Source organism: Pseudaminobacter sp. Soil_N_29, assembly GCF_057656055.1.
The window spans coordinates 152,565-171,974 of record NZ_JBDGLC010000007.1; the positions used below are offsets into that span (position 1 = coordinate 152,565).

The 19,410-nt window shown below is 63.7% G+C and carries 15 protein-coding genes; 5 read left to right on the plus strand and 10 right to left on the minus strand.

The features are described 5' to 3' along the window. Positions 1-114: 114 nt before the first annotated feature. On the plus strand, positions 115-915 hold the full coding sequence (locus AC3A4H_RS16880) for a PhzF family phenazine biosynthesis protein (protein WP_487767732.1): 801 nt from the start codon (positions 115-117) through the stop codon (positions 913-915). A 137-nt stretch (positions 916-1,052) separates the two neighbouring features. Here AC3A4H_RS16880 and galU read toward each other — a convergent pair whose 3' ends face one another. Beyond that, positions 1,053-1,958 (minus strand): UTP--glucose-1-phosphate uridylyltransferase GalU, encoded by a 906-nt coding sequence (gene galU / locus AC3A4H_RS16885; protein WP_487767733.1) that lies wholly within the window; start codon positions 1,956-1,958, stop codon positions 1,053-1,055. Between the two features lie 207 nt (positions 1,959-2,165). Here galU and AC3A4H_RS16890 point away from each other — a divergent pair, with 207 nt between their 5' ends. Together AC3A4H_RS16890 and AC3A4H_RS16895 are read left to right on the plus strand one after the other, a co-directional pair. Then, entirely contained in the window at positions 2,166-3,395 is a 1,230-nt protein-coding gene (locus tag AC3A4H_RS16890) for a lytic murein transglycosylase (RefSeq protein WP_487767734.1), read from the plus strand. 26 nt (positions 3,396-3,421) lie between these two features. Beyond that, on the plus strand, positions 3,422-4,666 hold the full coding sequence (locus AC3A4H_RS16895; RefSeq protein ID WP_487767735.1) for an SGNH/GDSL hydrolase family protein: 1,245 nt from the start codon (positions 3,422-3,424) through the stop codon (positions 4,664-4,666). A gap of 63 nt (positions 4,667-4,729) precedes the next feature. On the opposite strand, the gene hemH is transcribed toward AC3A4H_RS16895, so the two are convergent. From hemH to AC3A4H_RS16935, 8 genes are all read right to left on the minus strand, one after another. Further along, positions 4,730-5,794, minus strand: a complete 1,065-nt coding sequence (gene hemH, locus AC3A4H_RS16900; RefSeq protein WP_487767736.1) for a ferrochelatase — start codon at positions 5,792-5,794, stop codon at positions 4,730-4,732. A 195-nt stretch (positions 5,795-5,989) separates the two neighbouring features. Beyond that, entirely contained in the window at positions 5,990-7,834 is a 1,845-nt protein-coding gene (locus AC3A4H_RS16905) for a 5'-nucleotidase C-terminal domain-containing protein (RefSeq protein WP_487767737.1), read from the minus strand. 395 nt (positions 7,835-8,229) lie between these two features. Next, positions 8,230-8,619 carry an outer membrane lipoprotein Omp10 gene (omp10, locus tag AC3A4H_RS16910; RefSeq protein ID WP_348780542.1) on the minus strand — a complete coding sequence of 130 codons (390 nt, stop codon included), beginning with the start codon at positions 8,617-8,619 and terminating at the stop codon, positions 8,230-8,232. Positions 8,620-8,719: 100 nt separating this feature from the next. After that, entirely contained in the window at positions 8,720-10,165 is a 1,446-nt protein-coding gene (locus tag AC3A4H_RS16915; RefSeq protein WP_487767738.1) for a homospermidine synthase, read from the minus strand. Positions 10,166-10,271: 106 nt separating this feature from the next. Next, positions 10,272-11,189, minus strand: a complete 918-nt coding sequence (locus AC3A4H_RS16920) for a heme-dependent oxidative N-demethylase family protein (protein WP_487767869.1) — start codon at positions 11,187-11,189, stop codon at positions 10,272-10,274. Between the two features lie 81 nt (positions 11,190-11,270). After that, a complete protein-coding gene (locus tag AC3A4H_RS16925; RefSeq protein WP_487767739.1) occupies positions 11,271-11,930 on the minus strand; it encodes an aminotransferase class IV family protein in 660 nt (219 codons plus the stop codon). Further along, positions 11,879-13,030, minus strand: coding sequence for an aminodeoxychorismate synthase component I (locus AC3A4H_RS16930; RefSeq protein WP_487767740.1), 1,152 nt, complete (start codon positions 13,028-13,030; stop codon positions 11,879-11,881). The genes AC3A4H_RS16925 and AC3A4H_RS16930 overlap by 52 nt, the downstream gene beginning before the upstream one ends. A gap of 33 nt (positions 13,031-13,063) precedes the next feature. Further along, on the minus strand, positions 13,064-14,899 hold the full coding sequence (locus AC3A4H_RS16935) for a M3 family oligoendopeptidase (protein WP_487767741.1): 1,836 nt from the start codon (positions 14,897-14,899) through the stop codon (positions 13,064-13,066). 148 nt (positions 14,900-15,047) lie between these two features. Here AC3A4H_RS16935 and AC3A4H_RS16940 point away from each other — a divergent pair, with 148 nt between their 5' ends. Continuing rightward, positions 15,048-16,538 (plus strand): sigma-54-dependent transcriptional regulator, encoded by a 1,491-nt coding sequence (locus AC3A4H_RS16940; protein WP_487767742.1) that lies wholly within the window; start codon positions 15,048-15,050, stop codon positions 16,536-16,538. A gap of 251 nt (positions 16,539-16,789) precedes the next feature. Continuing rightward, entirely contained in the window at positions 16,790-18,556 is a 1,767-nt protein-coding gene (locus AC3A4H_RS16945; protein WP_487767743.1) for a peptidoglycan L,D-endopeptidase MepK, read from the plus strand. A 116-nt stretch (positions 18,557-18,672) separates the two neighbouring features. Here AC3A4H_RS16945 and AC3A4H_RS16950 read toward each other — a convergent pair whose 3' ends face one another. After that, on the minus strand, positions 18,673-19,314 hold the full coding sequence (locus tag AC3A4H_RS16950; RefSeq protein WP_487767744.1) for a 2-dehydro-3-deoxy-phosphogluconate aldolase: 642 nt from the start codon (positions 19,312-19,314) through the stop codon (positions 18,673-18,675). Positions 19,315-19,410 lie beyond the last annotated feature (96 nt).

Below are 19,410 nucleotides of genomic sequence, written 5' to 3' on the forward strand. Positions count from 1 at the left end.
TACTGGTGCTGAATTTCCTTGTGGCGTGGACGTTTCTGGCGGTTGATCTTGCTGGAAATATCTTCGTGAAGCATTCTGCGCACTCACCTGCCGCGGAGGGGCGACACCATCCTCATGCACATGTATCAGGTCGATGCTTTCACCGACCGCCTTTTCGCGGGAAACCCTGCTGCCGTTCTCGTCCTTGACGACTGGCTGCCGGATGCACTGATGCTGGCGGTTGCGCAGGAGAACAACCTGGCTGAGACGGCCTTTGTCAAAGCTCGCCCCGATGGAGCGTGGGATTTGCGCTGGTTTGCCCCGGCGCATGAGGTCGATTTCTGCGGGCACGCCACCCTTGCGACAGCGCACGTCTTGTTCACCAAAGCGAAGGCGGTCGCACCATTCGTCTTCCACACTCGGGTCGGAGAGCTGCGTGTATCGAGGGAAGCGGATGGATACAGGCTCGACATTCCTCGTCTGGCGCCGGAGGCCATTGATGCTCTGCCACACGAAATTGCAGAGATTTTCGTTGAACCGCCCGTTCGCATTTTTCGCAACTTCGAGAACTTCTTTGTCGATCTCGGCAGCGCCGATGCCGTGCGCAGTTTCGTTCCGGACCTTGCTGCAATTGCCCTTCTCGGTCCTGTCGGCCTTGTGGTGACGGGGCAGGAAGCGGACGGCGCAAAGGCGCATTTCGTGTCGCGCTACTTTGCTCCCGGCGCAGGTATTCCAGAAGATCCGGTTACGGGGTCTATCCATGCTACGCTTGTGCCCTATTGGGCTGCACGTTTGGGCCGCGACAAGCTTATGGCCTATCAGGCGTCGGCACGCGGAGGGTGGCTCGACTGCGAATTGACCGAGGATCGCGTAACTCTGCGAGGGAATGCCGTGACATTCATGGAGGCCACGATTTTTCTGCTGGATGCGACATAGCTGTCGTTCAGGCGCAAAAATTCCTCCTTTTAATTCCTGTCGCAAAACTCACTCGCAGCAGTCAGAGTTTCGCGACAGAAAATATTCAACATTTCAGTTAGGGGCTGGGGGACGACCCGGCCTTTTTTCGTTCGTGCTCAGCGCGGCACCTTGCGCCTCTCGATGGGCTTCAGTTCGTCCAGCATCTTGCCCAGCATGGCCGCGACCTTGTCGTGCATGTCGGGGTGCCACAGCGAGAAGGCCACATTGGCCTCGATGAAGCCCTCCGGCGAGCCGCAGTCGAAGGTGCGGCCCTGATAGTGATAGCCATAGAAGGATTGCTGCTTTTCAAGCTTGAGCATGGCGTCGGTCAGCTGGATCTCGTTGCCCGCGCCCTTTTCCTGACCTTCCAATATCTTGAAGATTTCCGGCTGCAATATGTAGCGGCCGTTGATGTAGAGATTGGAAGGCGCGGTGCCCTGCGCGGGCTTCTCCACCATGCCGGTGATCTCGAATCCCGAATGCACGTCCTGCCCGCGGCCGACGATGCCGTATTTGTGGGTCTCGGCCGGGTCGCACTCCTGCACCGCCACGATGTTCTGCCCGGTGTGCTCGTAGAGCTTGACCATTTCCTTCAGGCAGCTCTGGTCCGTCTGCATGATCATGTCGGGCAAGAGCAGGGCGAAGGGCTCGTCCCCCACCAGGTCGCGCGCGCACCACACCGCATGGCCCAGGCCCAGCGGCACCTGCTGCCGGGTGAAGCTGGTTTGTCCGGGCTGCGGCTGCAGGCGCTGCAGGTGCGATAGCTGGTCGTCCTTGCCGCGCTGCGCCAGCGTGTCATAAAGCTCGAACTGGACGTCGAAATGGTCTTCGATGACGGCCTTGTTGCGCCCGGTCACGAATATGAAATGCTCGATGCCCGCCTCGCGCGCCTCGTCCACCACATATTGGATGACAGGGCGGTCGACCACCGTCAGCATCTCCTTGGGGATGGATTTGGTGGCTGGGAGAAACCGCGTGCCGAGCCCGGCAACAGGAAAAACTGCTTTGCGTACTTTTTTCATGGCGAACGGTCCAATAGGCGAGTCGGTCCTATCACGGGATGAGACATTTTCACGTCGAAATTGATGAATACTGAACATCGCACTGCCACAGCCACGGGCGGCTGGGAGGCCGCGAAGGCGATAGCAACCAATTTCGCTATGGTAAACCGATTGATAACCCCGGTGCGCGATGAATGTATTTTTCGAGGACCGATAAGGAGGGACATCATGCTCGTTCGTAAGACCGCAACTCGCTTCGCAGGCGTCGCGGCGGCTGCCGGCCTGTCGCTTGCCCTGCTGTTTTCTTCAGGCACGACGGCGCTTGCCGATGCGGGTTTCCAGCGCTGGATCGCCGGTTTCCGCAGCACCGCGCTGCAAAACGGCATTTCCGCCACCACCTTCGATCGCGCCTTCCGCAATGTGCGCGATGTCGATCCCGAGGTGCTGGAGAAGGCGCGCTTCCAGCCCGAATTCACCGCGCCGGTCTGGGACTATTTCGACAACCGCGTGCACGAGGAGGCGGTGGCCAACGGGCGCGCCATGGCGCGCCAGTGGAAGCCCTGGCTCGACCGCATCGAGGCGCGCTTCGGCGTCGATCGCCATATCCTGCTTGCCATCTGGTCGATGGAATCGAACTACGGCGAGATTCTCAAGAACGACAAGGTGATGCGCAATGTGGTGCGCTCGCTGGCCACGCTTGCCTATGGCGACCAGAGGCGCGCCAAGTTCGCACAGACGCAACTGATCGCGGCGCTGAAGATCCTGCAGAGCGGCGACATCGACGAAAGCCACCTGATGGGTTCCTGGGCCGGCGCCATGGGCCACACCCAGTTCATTCCCACCAGCTACCAGCGCTATGCCGTCGACATTGACGGCAACGGCAAGCGCGACATCTGGTACTCCGTGCCGGATGCGCTCGCCACCGCCGCCAACCTGCTCGCCAAGAATGGCTGGCAGAGCGGCCGCACCTGGGGCTACGAGGTGAGGTTGCCGGAGGGGCGCAAGTTCCCGAACGGCTCTCTCTCGGTGGCCAAGTGGCAGAGCCTGGGCATCACCCGCGCCAGGGGCAAGCCTTTCCGCGATGGCAACGAGATGGCCGAACTGAAGGTGCTGGACGGGCGTTCCGGCCCGGCCTTCCTGATGACCAAGAACTTCTCGGTGCTCAAGCGGTATAACAACGCCGATAAATACGCGCTCGCCGTCGGCCTGCTTGCCGACGAGATCGCCGGATATGGCGGCCTGGTGCGTGACTGGAACCGGCCTTTCACGAAGCTGTCCTTCCAGGAGAAGCAGGAGCTTCAGCAACGCCTCTCCACTTTTGGCTATTACGAAGGCAAGTTCGATGGCAAGATTGGCGAAGGGTCGCGCGCCGCGATCCGTGCCTTCCAGGCCCAGGCCGGCCTGGAGCAAGACGGCCATCCGAGCATGGAAGTGCTGTTGCGGCTGAGAAAGCGTTAACCGGGCCAACCCCAACGGAGCCGGCATTGCCATCGAGAAAGCCGACATTTCGTGCGTGGCTGCCGGCGCTGCTTCTGGCGCTGGCGGTCGCGTCCGCCGGCTTCTTCGCCGAGGCGCTGTCATCTCCGGCCTATGCCCAGGAGCGGATGATACGGCCCTGGAACCTGTTCGACCTGTTCCTGCCGCGCCGGGAAAGATATTACGAGCCGCCGGCGCAGAGGGTTCCGGTCCCGCACCACCAGCCGAGGCCCAAGGCTCGCGCCGCCAAGAAATCGCCGGGCACCAAGGCCACTGCCGTTCCGCACGAGCCGGAGGTAGCCGCGGTTGAAAAGGCGCCCGACGCCAAGGTGGTGCTGGTAGTTGGCGATTTTCTCGGCAGCGGTCTCGCCGAGGGCTTGTCGACCGTCTATGCGCAGAATCCGAAAGTCCGGGTCATCGACCGCTCGAAAGGCTCGTCAGGCTTCGTGCGCGACGAGCATTTCGACTGGGGCAAGGAAATCGGTCCCTTGATCGAGGCCGAGAAGCCGGCGGCAGTTGTCGTCATGCTCGGCTCAAACGACCGCCAGCGCATGCGCGTCGGCGCGACAAGCGAGACGCTTCGAACGGACAACTGGACGAAGGAATACACCCGCCGCGCTGATGAGATGGCGAAGGCCATTGCGGCGCGCAACGTGCCTTTCGTCTGGGTCGGCATGCCCGCGTTCAGGCTTTCGAAGACGACGGCCGACATGCTGGCCTTCAACGACATCTATCGCGCGGCCAGCGAAGGTGCCGGCGGCGAATTCGTGGATGTGTGGGATGGCTTCGTCGACGAGAACGGCGCCTTCGTGACCACGGGCCCCAATGTCAACGGCCAGCCTGAGCGCCTGCGCGCGGAAGACGGCATAAATTTCACCAAGGCGGGCAAGCGCAAGCTGGCCTTCTACGCCGAAAAGCCGCTTCGTAAGATGCTGGGCGTGGCCGCCGAACCCGGCGAAGCGCTCGCGCCCGGCGTGTTTGCGCCGGCGCCAGGAGCCGGCAAGGCCAAGCCTGTCGACCGCACGCCGCCGGTCTCGCTGAGCGACCCTGCGCTGGACGGCGGCGGCGAACTGCTTGGCGCGCAGGCGCAGACGCGGCAGGCGCCACGTTCGCCCAACGAGAAACTGATGAAGCAGGGCATCGCGCCCGATCCGCAGCCGGGGCGTGCCGATGATTTCGCCGCACCGGCGGGTTCGCCCCCGCCCGCTGCCAGTGCGCCCGCGCCCGTTCCGCTACCCGCCGCCGGCCGTTGAGCCGGCGGGCAGGTGCTTCGCATGATCGAGGCTCAGTCCTGCTTTGCGTGAGCCGGCTGCGGCTCAGGCCCAGCCGGCCAGTTCGCGGCGTACCAGCGTTTCGATGACGGCCATGCCGTCGTCGCTGTCATTGAGGCACGGTATGTGCGTGAAATTCTTGCCGCCGGCGTGCTGGAAGATCTCGGCGGCCTCGCCGGCGATTTCCTCCAGCGTCTCGATGCAGTCGGCCGAGAAGCCGGGGTTGATGACGGCGATCGACTTCACGCCTTCCTTCGCCAGCTTCTCCACCGTCTTGTCGGTGTAGGGCTGCAGCCATTCCTGCGCACCGAAGCGCGACTGGAAGGTGGTGATGAGCTTCTTTTCGTCCCAGCCCAGCCGCTCGCGCAGCAGCCGCGTCGTCTTCAGGCAGTGGCAGTGATAGGGGTCGCCCTTCTCGAAATAGGCTTTCGGGATGCCGTGGTAGGAAGCAAGCACCACCTCCGGCTCGAAGTCGAGCGCGGCAAGGTGGCTGGTCACCGAATTGGCCAGCGCCTCGATATAGGCCGGCTCATCGTAATAGGCAGGCACGGTGCGGATCGCCGGCATGGCGCGGATTTTCATCAGCGCCCGGAATAGCTGGTCGCTGGCGGTCGCGGTGGTTGTGGCCGAGAACTGCGGATAGAGCGGGAACATCACGATGCGTTCGCAGCCCTGGTCCATCAAGCGCTGAACCGAACTCGCGATCGACGGGGTGCCGTAGCGCATGCCCCAGTCCACCACCACGTTGGGTTTGTCGGCCAGCATCTGGGAGAGCTTTTCGGCCTGCGCACGCGTGTAGGTCCGCAACGGCGATTCGTTCTTCGCCTCGTTCCAGATGGTCTTGTAGTTGGCGCCGGATTTCTTCGGCCGGGTGGTCAGCACCAGTCCGTAGAGGATCGGATACCAGACCACGCGCGACAGCTCGATCACGCGCGGATCGGACAGGAACTCCCTGAGATAGCGCCACATCGGCGCAAAATCGGTGCCGTCCGGCGTGCCCAGGTTCACCAGCATGATGCCAACCTTGGGCTGCTTGACCGGCGGATGGCCGGCGGGCAGCGGCCCGATGTTCCGGTTTCCGGTCTGGACGTCGTCTGTGGTCAAGCTCATCTCGGCATTTCTCCCGCGCAGGCCCGGTACTTAGTGATGTCGAACCGGAATTCCAATGCAGCGTCTGGCCGCAGCCTCCTTCACGAGATCACGGCAAGGTTGCACCCGCCTGGCGCGACCGACGCTTGGACGCGGGGCGCAACGGCAGGGCCCGCCGGACACGCGGAGGGCCTTTCTTCCGTCTCGCCGGCTTGCCTACTGCACGGCCGGAATGGTGAGCGTGGCGCCCACCGGCAGACGGCGCGCGGCATATTTCGGGTTGGCCTTGGCGATCAGCCGCCACTTGGACGGAGTGCCATAGGCCTTCTTGGCGATGTGCCAATAGGTGTCGCCAGCCACGATAGAGTGGCTGTCGCCGGCTGCCGGCTTGGCTTCGGCGGCGGGCGCGGCTTCCGGCGTGGGCGCTGCGGCTTCGGCCGGCGCTTCTGCCCGGGCGAGTTCGGTTATGCGGCCTTCCAGTTTGGGCGTGTAGGGGCGGTTTGCGGCCAGATAATCGGCCACCACGTCTTCCAGGCTCGGCCCGTAGTCATAGGCGTTCTGCGCCTTTTCGGCGAAGATCTTGTAGCCGTCGCCGCCAGCGCGCACGAAGTCGTTGGCAGCCACGCCATAGATCTTGGCCGGGTCCAGCGGCTTCCAGGCGCCGTCTTCCATCACTTCCACCGATTTCAGCCGACCCTGGTTGGCTGCCACCGATTTGTCGAAGCTGTATTTCAGGCCCGCCACCTGCGGGAACTTGCCCTTGCCTTCCTCGATCTCGCTGAGGCCCGCCTCGATGGAATCGGCGATGTCCTTGCCCGAAAGCTGGAATGTCGCCACCGTGTTCTGGAAGGGCAGGACCGTCAGCACGTCGCCCATGGTCACCGCGCCCTTGCCGATGGAGGCCCGGATGCCGCCGCCGTTCTGGAACACGATCTGGACCCCTTGTCCCTTCACGCGGTCGAGAACGGCATCGGCGATCAGGTTGCCCATCTCGCATTCCCGGGCGCGGCAGTTTTCGCGGCTGCCGTCGATGTCGGCGGTTGTCTCCGACACCTGCTTGGCCTTCAATTCCTCGATCGGCGCGCCAAGCTCCTTGATGCGCGCCAGCACCGCTTCGTCGGGCTTGATCTTGGCGTCGAGATAGAGCGGATCGCCGCTGGCTTCCTTGACGATGCCGTTGTCGTCGAACACCACCTTGAACTCGCCGAGATATTTCGAATAGGAGGCCGCCTGCGTGACCGGCACCTTATAGCCTTCGGGGTTGTCGACCATGGTGGGGTAGGGCCCCTCGGCCTTCGGGTCGGAGTTGGACAGCAGCGAGTGCGAATGCCCGCCCACCACCACGTCCACGCCAGGTATCCTGGCGATCATCTCCTTGTCGCGCGGATAGCCGACATGGGTCAGCGCGATGATCTTGTTCACGCCCTCGGCCTTCAGCTTCTCGACCTCGGCGGTGATTGTCTTGATGTCGTCCTCAATGGCGATGTTCGGGCCGGGCGCCGCCACTTCCGGCGTATCGTTCGTCACTGCGCCGACGATGCCGATCTTCTGGCCGCCGACTTCCAGCACGATCGAGGGCTTGATGCGGTCGCCCACCTTCGACTGGGCGTTGGGGTGCACATTGGCGCTCAGCACCGGAAATTGCACTTTTTCCAGGAAAGGCACCAGCGCATCCTCGCCGTCGTCGAACTCGTGGTTGCCCACGGTCATGGCGTCGAACTTCATCTGGTTCAGGAACTCGGCTTCCACGGCGCCCTTGTAGGTGGCGTAGAACAGCGATCCCTGGAAATTGTCGCCGCCGTTGAGCAGAAGCACGTTCTGCCCTTCCAGCGCTTTGCGGCGTTCGGCAATGGCGGTCACCAGGCGGGCCGCGCCGCCGATGCATTCGTCCTTGCTTTCCTCTTCCGCGGAGCAGGTCGATTCATACTTGTTGTTGGATTCGATGCGGCTGTGCCAATCGTTTATGTGCAGGATGGTCAATGTAAAGTCGGCAAATGAAGCGCCGGTGGACAGGGCCAGGGCCGATGCGCCCAGCGTAGCGGCGACGACAAATTTCTTCATGAACTGTCTCCCGATTGATGCTGACGAATAGAGTGCCCGCTGTCTTTGACCGTTTTGCTACGGTTCTTGGCGCGCATGTTCACATCGCGCCAGGGTGCATGCAAGCGCAATCCTGGCAGCGGCGGGGCGATGGTTAAAACGGGAGCAGCGGGGAACAATAGGTCCACCGTGGATGAAGCCGCGAGAGCATTCGGCAAGGCTTCTGAAACCGTTTGGCCCGGCACTGGGAAGTGGAAGGGCATCGGGGGCGAGGCAGGCTGCGCCACATTGAGGAGAGCGAAACCGGTGCGCCTCGCATTCACGGGCCCGGTCGACGGCGGACGCCGATTGGCGAAGCGCAAGGCCGAACCTCACGCTTCGAGCGGCAGGGCGGGGACTTTGCGCCTGCCTTGGGTTCAGCCAGTCACCTGCCGGCGCGTCAGCACGAATTGCTGGCCGTTGGAGCTGGTGCAGTTGAGCTGGTTGGGGGTCACCAGCGCGCAGTTGACGTTGGTCGTGCTCTGGCGGATCAGCGACCGCACGGTGATCTCCACCGTGCGGGCATCGGCCATACGGTAGCTTCCGTCGGCCAGCTTGTTGCCGGTGTCCAGCGCATTGGTCTGGAAGGCGCCGCCCGAGAACTGCGACACGGCAACGCCGTCAGTGCTCATCCATTCGCCCTCGACGCCTCTGGGGGCAACCGAAATCGGTCCGCCGACCCCCGGCCCCGAACCCACGCATCCGGCCAGGCTGGCCGCTGCGGCCGCAATCGCCGCCGCCGAAATCAGTTTGCGCGCAATCGTCATGGTTGAAAAACCCTCTCCTCAGTCCGCATCGAAAAAGCAATCGCCCCATTTCAGGGCGATTGCAAGCCATTGCCGGGATGGTTTGCTGGTCGGAGCCCGCCTAGCGAACCAGTATGTTACGGAACTGCCACGGATCCCGCGTGTCGATATCCTCCGGGAACAATCCCGGCCGACCTTCCAGCGGTGTCCAGTCCGTATAATGGCCCGTCACCGGACCAAGATAGGGACGCTGCACTTCGAGGCAACGGCGGTAGTCCATGGCGTCGGTGTCGACGATGCCGGCCTGCGGGTTCTCAAGCGCCCACACCATGCCGGCCAGCACGGCAGAAGTCACCTGAAGGCCGGTGGCGTTCTGGTAGGGCGCGAGCTCGCGCGTTTCCTCGAGCGTGAGCTGCGAGCCGTACCAGTAGGCGTTCTTGCCGTGGCCATAGAGCAGCACGCCCAGCTCGTCCTTGCCATCGACCAGCTCGTCCTCGTCGAGCACATGCTGCACCGGCTGCGCCCTGCCAGCGGCGCCGAACATCTCATGCATGGAAAGCACGGCGTCGTTGCACGGATGATAGGCGTAGTTGCAGGTCGGCCGGTAGATGGCCTCGCCATTTCCGTCGCGCACGGTAAAGAAGTCCGAGATCGAGATAGCCTCGTTGTGGGTGACCAGGAAGCCATATTGCGCGCCCGGCGTCGGGCACCAGCTGCGCACGCGCGTGTTGGCGCCGGGCTGCTCCAGATAGATGCCCGCCCCGCAGCCGGTCTGGTGCCCCTTTGCGTTTTCGGGCAGCCATTTCTCATGCGTGCCCCAGCCGAGTTCGGACGGCTGCAGGCCTTCGGAGATGAAGCCCTCCACCGACCAGGTGTTCCAGAACACGTTGAGCGGTTTCGGGTTCCTGGTGAGCTGGGTGTCACGCTCGGCGATGTGGATGCCCTTGACGCCGGCCTGCTGCATCAGCCTGGCCCAGCCGTCGCGGTCGCCGGCCGCAGGTTCGATGAATTCCAGGCCGAGATCCGTGGCGAGGTTGACCAGCGCCTGCTTGACGAACCACGACACCATACCGGGGTTGGCGCCGCAGCAGGAAACGGCGGTGGTGCCGCCCGGCCGGTCGCGGATTTCCTGGAGAATGGTTTCACGCAGCGCATAGTTGGTGCGCGAGGCGTTGTCGGCTTCGGTGTCGAAATAGAAGCCGAGCCATGGCTCGACCACCGTGTCGATGTAGAGCACGCCGAGCTCGCGGCACAGCCGCATCAGCTCCAGCGACGAGGTGTCGACGGAGAGGTTGACGCAAAAGCCCTGGCCACCGCCCTTGGTGAGCAGAGGCGTCAGCAGTTCGCGGTAATTTTCCCTGGTCACCGCTTCCTGGAGAAAGGCGATGCCGCGCTCGTCGAGAATGTGGCGGTTGTCGTCGCGCGGGTCGATGACCGTCATGCGCGACTTGTCGAACTTGAAATGGCGCTCGATGAGAGGAAGTGTTCCCCGGCCGATCGAGCCGAAGCCGATCATCACCACCGGGCCGCCGATCTCACCGTGTACGGGCCATTCGTCTTTCGCCATTCTCGGAATACTCCTTGGGGTTCGCGCCGCCGCTGCCATCGGCCCGGTCGGTCGCGAACTGCCAATCACAGAATGGCCTCACAATAAAGAAAAATCGAAGTCCGCTTCAGGCACTCGCCGCCATTTTTTCCAGCACAGCGACCAGCCGGTTACGGTCGGCGGTAAGCCCCTTGTAGTCGAGCTGGTCCAGGTTGAGGGCGGCGAGCTGGGCGGCGAACGAAGACGCCAACTGAGCCTTCTCCGGGTGCCTGGCCAGCATGGTCAGCGGGTCGAGATAGATGCGGATCGTGAAGAGGATGTCGCCGGAAATGGGCAGCTTGCGAAGCGTCTGGCGCTCGATGCGAATGAAGGCCTGCGCGGCAATCTCGTCAGTGCTGAATTTCGATGGGCGGTTGGTGGCGCGGTCGATGCGTTGCTGGTGCGAGAACGGCATGTAGAGGGCATTGCCAGCCTGCAGCGACCAGTTGAACCGCTGTACCGGCTGTTCTACCGCGAGGTTGTCGAAAATGCGTTCGATGATGTCGGCAGTGCGTGTGCCGCGACCGAAGGCCGGCACCGGTTCATGAATTTCCTGCAGCGCCAGGCCGAATTTTTCCCGGAGCGACCACGACGATGGGAAGCAAAGCGAGCCGGCGGCGAGGCGCCAGCCAATATCGCCGCGGCGCATCAGGATCAGGTCTTCCGGCACCAGCCTCGAGGCGGCGCGCAGCGGCTGCTCTGATGCCTCGCTTATGTCGACGCGGTGCGTGCCGCCCACCACGATTTCATGACCATCCCGCTTGTAGATCTCGGGGTGATGCTCGAGCAGATAAGGCACCAGCATGTCCAGCACTTCGCGCTGGGCGGCGCTTGTGTCGACCTGCTCGACGAACACCTTGTCGGCAACCGAGCCATAGAGCCTGTCCTTTTCCGCGAGATAGGCGTGAAGGTCGGCGTCGATCTCGATCCATTCTTGTGGGTCGAGGGGCTTCAGCGCGATGGTGAACGGCTTCGTCGAGCCATCATACGGCGTATGGGCAGGCATGGTGTTCAAGGCTGTTTATTCCCCTCTTGTCTGTTGGGGCGAGATAAGCAGCCTCGCAAAAAGCGTGCAAGCCGGAGATGACTAGGCCAGACGGGCGGAGATAAGCCCGCGCAGCGAGTTGCCGACGTAAAGGGCGCGCGCGTTCCTCAAATCGGCGACGGTCAGCGGCGCTTCCACGGCTTTGCCCGTGTCCAGAAGTTCGCCACGCAACACGCCGGCAAGCAGTCCACTGCCCAGCGGCGGTGTCTTCAACGCGCCATCGCCCATGTCGGCAAAGATGGTGGTGATGGTGCCTTCGCAGACATTGCCGGCGTCATTCAGCAGGACCACCTCGTCGGCCGCCTCGCGCGAAAACTCTGCCCGCGCGGCATCGTATGCGTTGCGCAGCGTCGTCTTGTGGCGCAGCAGCGGGTTTTTGGCGTCCAGCCGGGTGGCAGCTATCGCCAAGGTCCAGACTGTGCCAGCGGGCAGAGGCACGAAGGACTGGATGGTGACATTCGGCTGTCCGGCGCGGTCAAGCGTCAACCGGACCCGCAGCGGAGTGTCGCCGCCGACTGCGTGCACCAACGCCTCTTCGACAGACGGCTTGTCGAAGGCGAAGCCAAGTGCACGCGCTGATGCCTCGAGTCGAGCCAAGTGCCGGTCGAACCGCAAAAAGCCTTCTGCAGGCTCCCAGCGCAGCGTCTCGATCAGCTCGAAGCCGGCGGGGCTCCCGTCGCGAAGCGCGCTTTCAGAAGGCATTCGTCATATTCCTCTCGTGCGGTGGAATCGAACACCACGCCGCCGCCCACATTGTAGATCGCCTCGCCCTCGGGGAAGAGCGAGATGGTGCGGATCGCAACCGAGAAGCGCATCGTGCCGCCCGGAGCGATCCAGCCGATGGCGCCGCAATAGGCATCGCGCGGCGTACCCTCCAGCTCGCGTAGGATCTCCATGGCACGGATTTTCGGCGCGCCGGTGATCGAGCCGCAGGGGAAGAGCGCGGCGAAGATGCGCGCAATAGTCACGTCGGGCAGCAGCTTCGCCCGAACTCGGCTCACCATCTGGTGCACGGTCGGATAGCTTTCCACGCGGAACAGCTCCGGCACGTCGAGCGAGCCCACCTCGCTGACCAGCGAGATGTCGTTACGAAGCAGGTCGACGATCATGCGATTTTCGGCCTGGTTCTTCGGATCGTTGCGCAGGAACTCACGCTGCGCCTCGTCCTCGGCCTGGGTCTTGCCGCGCGGGGCGGTGCCCTTCATTGGATGGGTCTCGATCCAGCCATCCGAATCCACCTGGAAGAACAGCTCCGGCGAGCGCGACAGCACGATCGGTCCGTTGTCCAAAGAAACCAGCGCCCCGTATTTCACCGGCTGTCGCTCGGTCAGCGCGTCGAAGGCGGCGAGCGGATCGCCCGACCACTGCGCACGGATCGGGAAGGTCAGGTTGCCCTGGTAGCAATCGCCCTGCCGCAGGTGCTGGTGCAGCCTGGAAAATCGGCTTTCATAGTCGGCGAAGGACCAGCTGGCCCTTGCGTCGAAGATTGGGCCATTGGTGGCCGACTTGCGGAAGGCCGGCAAGATGCTGTCGGAAGGGGCGTCGAAGACGCCGAGGCAGATCATCGGCGCGCGGCGCCCCTCCGGCAGGATCGGCCGCAGCTTGGGCTCGAGCAGATAGCCGGCCTCGTAGGAAAAATAGCCGGCCAGCCATTTTCCCGCGTCATGCGCGGCCTGGATCGAATCCAGCGCCGGAAAGAAATTGTCCGGCGTGTCGGCAACGATGATCTCGCTTGGGCGATCGAACAGGAGTTCGTGGCCGGCGGGATCGTCCCGGAAGAGAACGAACGGGGAGGCTGGCATTCTTCTAACCTGCAGCAGCGAAGGCGGGGCGCCTCAATCCAGCGTTTCCAGCTCGTCGATCAGCTGGCTGATGACGGCGAGGCCGATCTGCCAGAAGGCCGGATCGGACGCATCGAGGCCAAAGGGTTTCAGCAGCTCGGAGTGGTGCTTGGTGCCGCCGGCGCGCAGCATGTCGAAATACTTCTCCTGAAATCCCTGCTCGGCGTTCTGGTAAACCGCATAGAGCGAGTTCACGAGGCAGTCGCCGAAGGCATAGGCATATACGTAGAACGGCGAGTGGATAAAGTGCGGAATGTAGGTCCAGAAGGTCTCGTAGCCGTCGCGCAGCTTGATCGCCGGACCGAGGCTTTCGGCCTGCACCTCCAGCCAGAACTGGCCGATGCGGTCGGCGGTCAGTTCGCCGTTGCGGCGCTCGGTGTGCACCTTGCGCTCGAACTCGTAGAAGGCGATCTGGCGCACGACCGTATTGATCATGTCCTCGACCTTCTGGGCGAGCATCGCCTTGCGCTCGCGCTTGTCGGTGGTCTGGTCGAGCAGGGAGCGGAAGGTCAGCATCTCGCCGAACACGGAGGCCGTTTCGGCAAGCGTAAGCGGCGTGGAGGCCATCAGCGCGCCCTGGCCGGCGGCCAGCACCTGGTGCACACCGTGGCCGAGTTCGTGCGCCAGCGTCATCACGTCGCGCGGCTTGCCCAGATAGTTGAGCAGCACATAGGGATGCGCCGAGGGCACGGTCGGGTGCGCGAATGCGCCCGGCGCCTTGCCGGGGCGCACCGGCGCATCGATCCAGCGGCGGTCGAAGAAGGTGCGGGCTATGTCGGCCATCTGCGGCGAGAAGCGGCCATAGGCCGACAGCACTGTATCTTTTGCCTGGTCCCATCCGATCGTCGCCTGCGGTGTCTCGGGCAGCGGAGCGTTGCGGTCCCAGTGGTTCATCGTCTCCATGCCGAGCCAGCGCGCCTTCATGGAATAGTAGCGGTGCGACAGGCGTGGATAGGCTTCGCGAACGGCGGCTGCCAGCGCATCCACGACGCTGCGCTCGACGCGATTGGCGAGGTGGCGGGAATCGGCGATGTCCTGGAAGCCGCGCCAGCGGTCGGAAATCTCCTTGTCCTTGGCCAGCGTGTTGGTGATCAGCGTGAAGGTGCGCAGATTTTCCTTGAACGTCTTGGCAAGCGCTTCGGAAGCCTTGCGCCGCACTTCGCCGTCGGCATCCTGAAGCCGGTTGAGGGTGGGCTCCAGCGTCATCTGCTCGCCGTCGATGTCGAAACGAAGATCGGTCATCGTCTCGTCGAAGAGGCGGTTCCAGGCGCCCCGCCCGGTGATCGACTTTTCGTGGAACAGCTGCTCGATGCGGTCCTCGAGCTGGTAGGGCTTGTCCTTGCGCAGGTCGAGCACCCATGGCCGGTAGTGGCCGAAGGCGGGGTCGGCGTCGAGCGCGGCGACAAGCTGCGCGTCGTCGATGAGGTTGAGCTCCAGCGCGAAGAACAGCAGGTGCGCACTGGCGTCGGTCATCTTTTCCTGGACGTCGCCGTAGAGCTTGGCGCGCTGCGGATCGGAGGTGTCGCCGGCATAGACGAGCCCGGCGAATGAGGCGATGCGGCCGATCAGTTCCTCGATCGCCTCATAGCTGCGCAATGCCTCGCCCAGCTTGCCTTCGCTTCCCTTCTGCGCTTCCGCCGCCAGGGTGCCCTTCCAGCGCGTCTCGAAGGCGACCGCATCCTCGGCGGCCTTGGCGAGGTCGCGTTTCAGCTCCGGCGCATCCATGCTCGCATAGAGATCGCTCAGATCCCATTCCGGCAGGTTGCCGAGGTCGACCGCGCTCTGGCTGGAGCCCAGAGGAGCGGCGTTCCGCTCCGGAACTATGCGCATCGCATTTCCTTCCGACTTCAAGACAAGAATAAAGAGCCGGTAAATCTAAGGACTTCGTTCACCGGCTTTTTTGAAACCTTATTTAGAACCCTGTGCCAGCATGATCCATACGGCACCATGCTCTCTAACGCGATTCTTCGAACATTTCATGCCAGCCAGCATCCTCATAGTCGACGACGATCCGGTGCAGCGGCGCCTGCTGGAGGCGGCTGTCACCAAATTCGGCTATAGAGCCATCCTGGCCGACGATGGGGCTGCCGGGCTGAAGGCGCTCGACGGCCGCGACGGCGGCGGCATCGCCAGCATGATCCTCGATCTTTCCATGCCCGGCATGGACGGAATCGGCGTCTTGAAGACCATGCGCGAACGCGGCATCGAACTTCCGGTCATTGTCCAGACGGCGCAAGGCGGCATCGAGACGGTGGTCTCGGCCATGCGCAACGGTGCCTTCGACTTCGTCGTCAAGCCGGCCTCGCCGGAGCGGCTGAAGACGGCGATCGCCAACGCCCTCAAGGTTGGTGCACTCAGCGGCGAGGCTTCGCGCCCGAAAAGAAGCGGCGGCGTGTTGACCATCAAGGACCTGGTGACCAGCAGCCCGGCGATGGAACGGGTGCTGCGCGTCGCGCAGAAGGCGGTCGCATCCGATATCCCGATTTTGATCGAAGGCGAATCCGGGGTGGGCAAAGGACTTGTGGCCCGCGCGATCCAGGGGTCCGGCGCCCGCAGGTCGAAGCCGTTCGTGACCGTGAACTGCGGTGCGATCCCCGACAATCTGGTCGAGAGCATCCTGTTTGGCCACGAGAAGGGCTCGTTCACCGGGGCGACGGAAAGGCACACCGGCAAATTTGTCGAGGCGCATACGGGCACGCTGTTCCTGGACGAGATCGGCGACCTGCCTTTGGACGTGCAGGTGAAGCTGTTGCGCGCGGTGCAGGAGGGCGAGGTCGATCCGGTCGGCGGACGCTCGACGGTCAAGGTGGACATCCGCCTGATCTCTGCCACCCACCGCAACCTGCTGCAGCAGGTGAAGGACGGAAAGTTCCGCGAGGACCTGTTCTACCGGCTGAACGTGTATCCGATCTTCGTTCCGCCTTTGCGCGAGCGTCGCGAAGACATTCCGCTGCTCGTGCGCCATTTCATGGCCAATGTCGGGCACACGCAGCCGCGCGGCCGCATAATGGATATCTCGGCCAAGGCCCTGTCCATGTTGCAGGCCTATGACTGGCCGGGAAACATCCGCCAGCTGGAGAATGCCGTTTTCCGCGCCACTGTGTTGTGCGAGGGCGACGTTCTGACAGAGGAGGAGTTTCCGCAGATCAGGGCGCAGGTGGAAGGCGCGGTGGTGCTTGCCGAACGATCGGCCGTGCCGGCTGAGGTGGCCGAGCCGGTCCGTGTGCGGCCGGCGGAATCCGCCGTCGCCGAATCATCCGTTGCAAAGGCCGGCACCGGCCTGCTGAAGGGCGTCGACGAGCAGGGCGAGGTCCGGACGCTGGCGGAGGTCGAGTTGGAGATGATCAAGCTCGCGATCGAACACTACAATGGCCGCATGAGCGAGGTTGCGCGTCGCCTCGGAATCGGGCGCTCCACGCTCTATCGCAAGCTCAAGGAATACGGCCTCGACCCGGTGGCGGACCGCTAGGAGCCGCGTGTCTTGCCGGGCAAGGCCGCGGCAATCGTCTGTTAACCACGACGCCAGCGTAAGGTTTTTGCCCGGAAATCGCCACGGTCTTACCGCATTCCCCCTTCAATAAGCTCTGATTAACCATTAGGATCGATATTCGGGCGTGGTTTTTAACGTCCGGGATTCAAATCCGGGGACAAACGGCACTCTACAGGGCCTTTGATTTGACTGACACCGAGCGACCCAAAAACAGGCGTGATCGCTGGCGTATGCTGGCCGCTTCGCTGATCGCACTAGGTTCCTTGACCATGGGCGTATCGTCGGCAAGCGCCGAAACGCGGTCCCTGAAGCTTTACTTCGTCCATACCAGAGAGAAGGGCGAGATCACCTTCAAGCGCAACGGCCGCTACGATCCGGCCGGCCTGGAGCAGATCAACCGTCTCCTGCGCGATTGGCGCCGCAACGAGCCGACGAAGATGGACCCGCGGCTTCTCGATCTGGTCTGGGAAGCTTATCGCGCGTCCGGTTCTCGTGAATATGTCCACGTCGTTTCGGCCTATCGCTCGCCGGCGACCAACAGCATGCTGCGCAGCCGCAGCAAGGGCGTTGCCGAAAAGAGCCAGCACATGCTCGGCAAGGCGATGGACTTCTATCTTCCCGACGTGCCGCTGAAAAAGATGCGCGAAATCGGCCTGAAGCTGGAGGCCGGCGGCGTCGGCTATTATCCGACTTCCGGCTCGCCCTTCGTGCATTTCGACGTCGGCAATGTGCGCCACTGGCCGCGCATGAGCCGTCAGGAGCTGGTGGCGGTGTTCCCGAAGGGCAATACCCTGCATGTGCCGAGCGACGGCAAGCCGCTGCCGGGCTTCGATCAGGCGCTGGCCTCTTACGAAGCCCGCAAGAATAGCGGCGAAATCGCCATTGCGCTGGCGACGGGCAAGAGCAGCCCCAAGCGCTCCCGTAGCCTTCTGGCTACGCTTTTCGGAGGCGGCGGTGGCGCCGACGACGAGGAGGATAGCGCACCGGTCATGGCGTCTGCTGCCCCGGCACCTGCGCCGAAGGCCAGCGTGAAGCCCGCGCCTGCGGTGGCCGCATCTGCCGCCAACGGCATCCAGATCCTGTCGCCGAACGAGGCGCAGCGCGCCGAGGTTCCGCCGTTCAACGAAGCTGAGCAGCAGTCCTCGGAAACGCCGGAAACCATCATTGCTGCGCTGCCTGCGCGCAGCGTGCCTCTGCCGGCACTGGCACCACGGCCACAGGACGACGTAGGCGCCCTGGCGCTTGCGGCCGCGGCAACGCCCGCCAATGTCCCATTCGGCATGGCGCAGGACCCGCTGCCGGCAACGCCGGCTGGCGCGGTGCATGAGATTGCGCTCAACGTTCCGTTGCCGACGCATCGGCCGGACTACACGCCGTCGGCGCAGCAGGCGGCCACGCTTCTCGCCCTTGCGGAACCGGCTGAGAGCCAGGCCATCGGCGATGTTGCAATTCCGCTGCCCTCCAGCCGGCCGGAATTGGCGCAGGCCGAGATGGTGGTTGCCGCACTGCCGGAAGCGCGCCCTGCGCTGCCCGAAACGGTCAAGCCTGATCCCATTGCCGAGCTCGCTGCGGCCGAGAGTGCCTCCGTCGTGGAGGCAGAGATCAAGGCCAACAATGCGCGCATGGCGGCACTGACAAGCGCGACCGCTCCGGCGGAAGCCATGGTCCAGCGCGCCACGGGGGCCGATGCGGCTGCCGCGGTCGCCGGGGCCAAGACCACGCCGAAGGCCGCTCGCGCCAACGGCCAGGACGCCAAGCCCGACCGCAAGCCGGTGACGCTTGCGGCTGTACCGCAGGCTGCCCACTGGGTGCTGCACGGCACCCATGTGGCTCAGGCGACAACCGGGACGAAGGCTCCGTCATTTGCCTACAACATCGTGCGCACTGCGCCGCGCGAGGTCTACACGGCCGGCTTCCAGCAGGGGAACCAGGTGGCGGATGCGAGCCGGTTCAGCGGCAAGGCGGTTCAGTTCCTGTCGGTGGCCCGCTTCAACTGATCTGGCTGCCCCAGATGCTCGAAATGAGGAAAGCGCCGGTTCTGCCCGGCGCTTTCTTGTTTTCCTAGTAGTGCCGTAGGACGACAGCGCAGCGGTCAGGAGCGCACCGAGCCGCCTCAGCCCTTGCGCAGACCGGCTGCCTCGCGCGCCAGCGCTTCGATTGCCGCCCAGTCGCCCGACTTCACGAGATTATCGGGCGCAACCCACGACCCGCCGACACAGGCCACGTTGGGAAGGGAGAGATAGCTTGGCGCATTGGCGGCGGTGATGCCGCCGGTCGGGCAGAAGCGGATCTCCGCCAAGGGCGAGACCAGAGCCTTCAGGAAGGCCGCGCCGCCCGCCTGCTCGGCCGGAAAGAATTTCAGGAAATCGAGCCCGGCATCTCGCGCCATCATCATCTCGCCGGGCGTGATCGCGCCTGGCAGCAGCGGAACGGGGCTGTCGCCGGCCGCGGCAAGCAAATCGCGGGTGACGCCGGGGCTGACGATGAATTTCGAGCCCGCTTCCGCCGCCTGCTCGAACTGGCGCGGGTCGAGAATGGTGCCGGCGCCGACGATCGCCTCCTCGACCTCGCCGATCACGCGGCGGATTGCCTCCAGTGCCGTAGGCGTCCGCAGCGTGATCTCGATCGCCGGCAATCCTCCGCGCGCCAGCGCGCGCGCCAGAGGTACGGCCGAAGCGACGTCATCGATCTTCAGCACGGGGATGACGGGCTGACCGTCGAGAAGTGAAATGAGCTTTTCGGTCTTGCTGGACATCGGATTCTCTGGGCTGGAAAGCAATTTCAAACGATTTAGCAGAGCAGCGCCTGCAAGTCACCTGACGGATATCTGGAGAAGTTAGCGCGAGGGCAT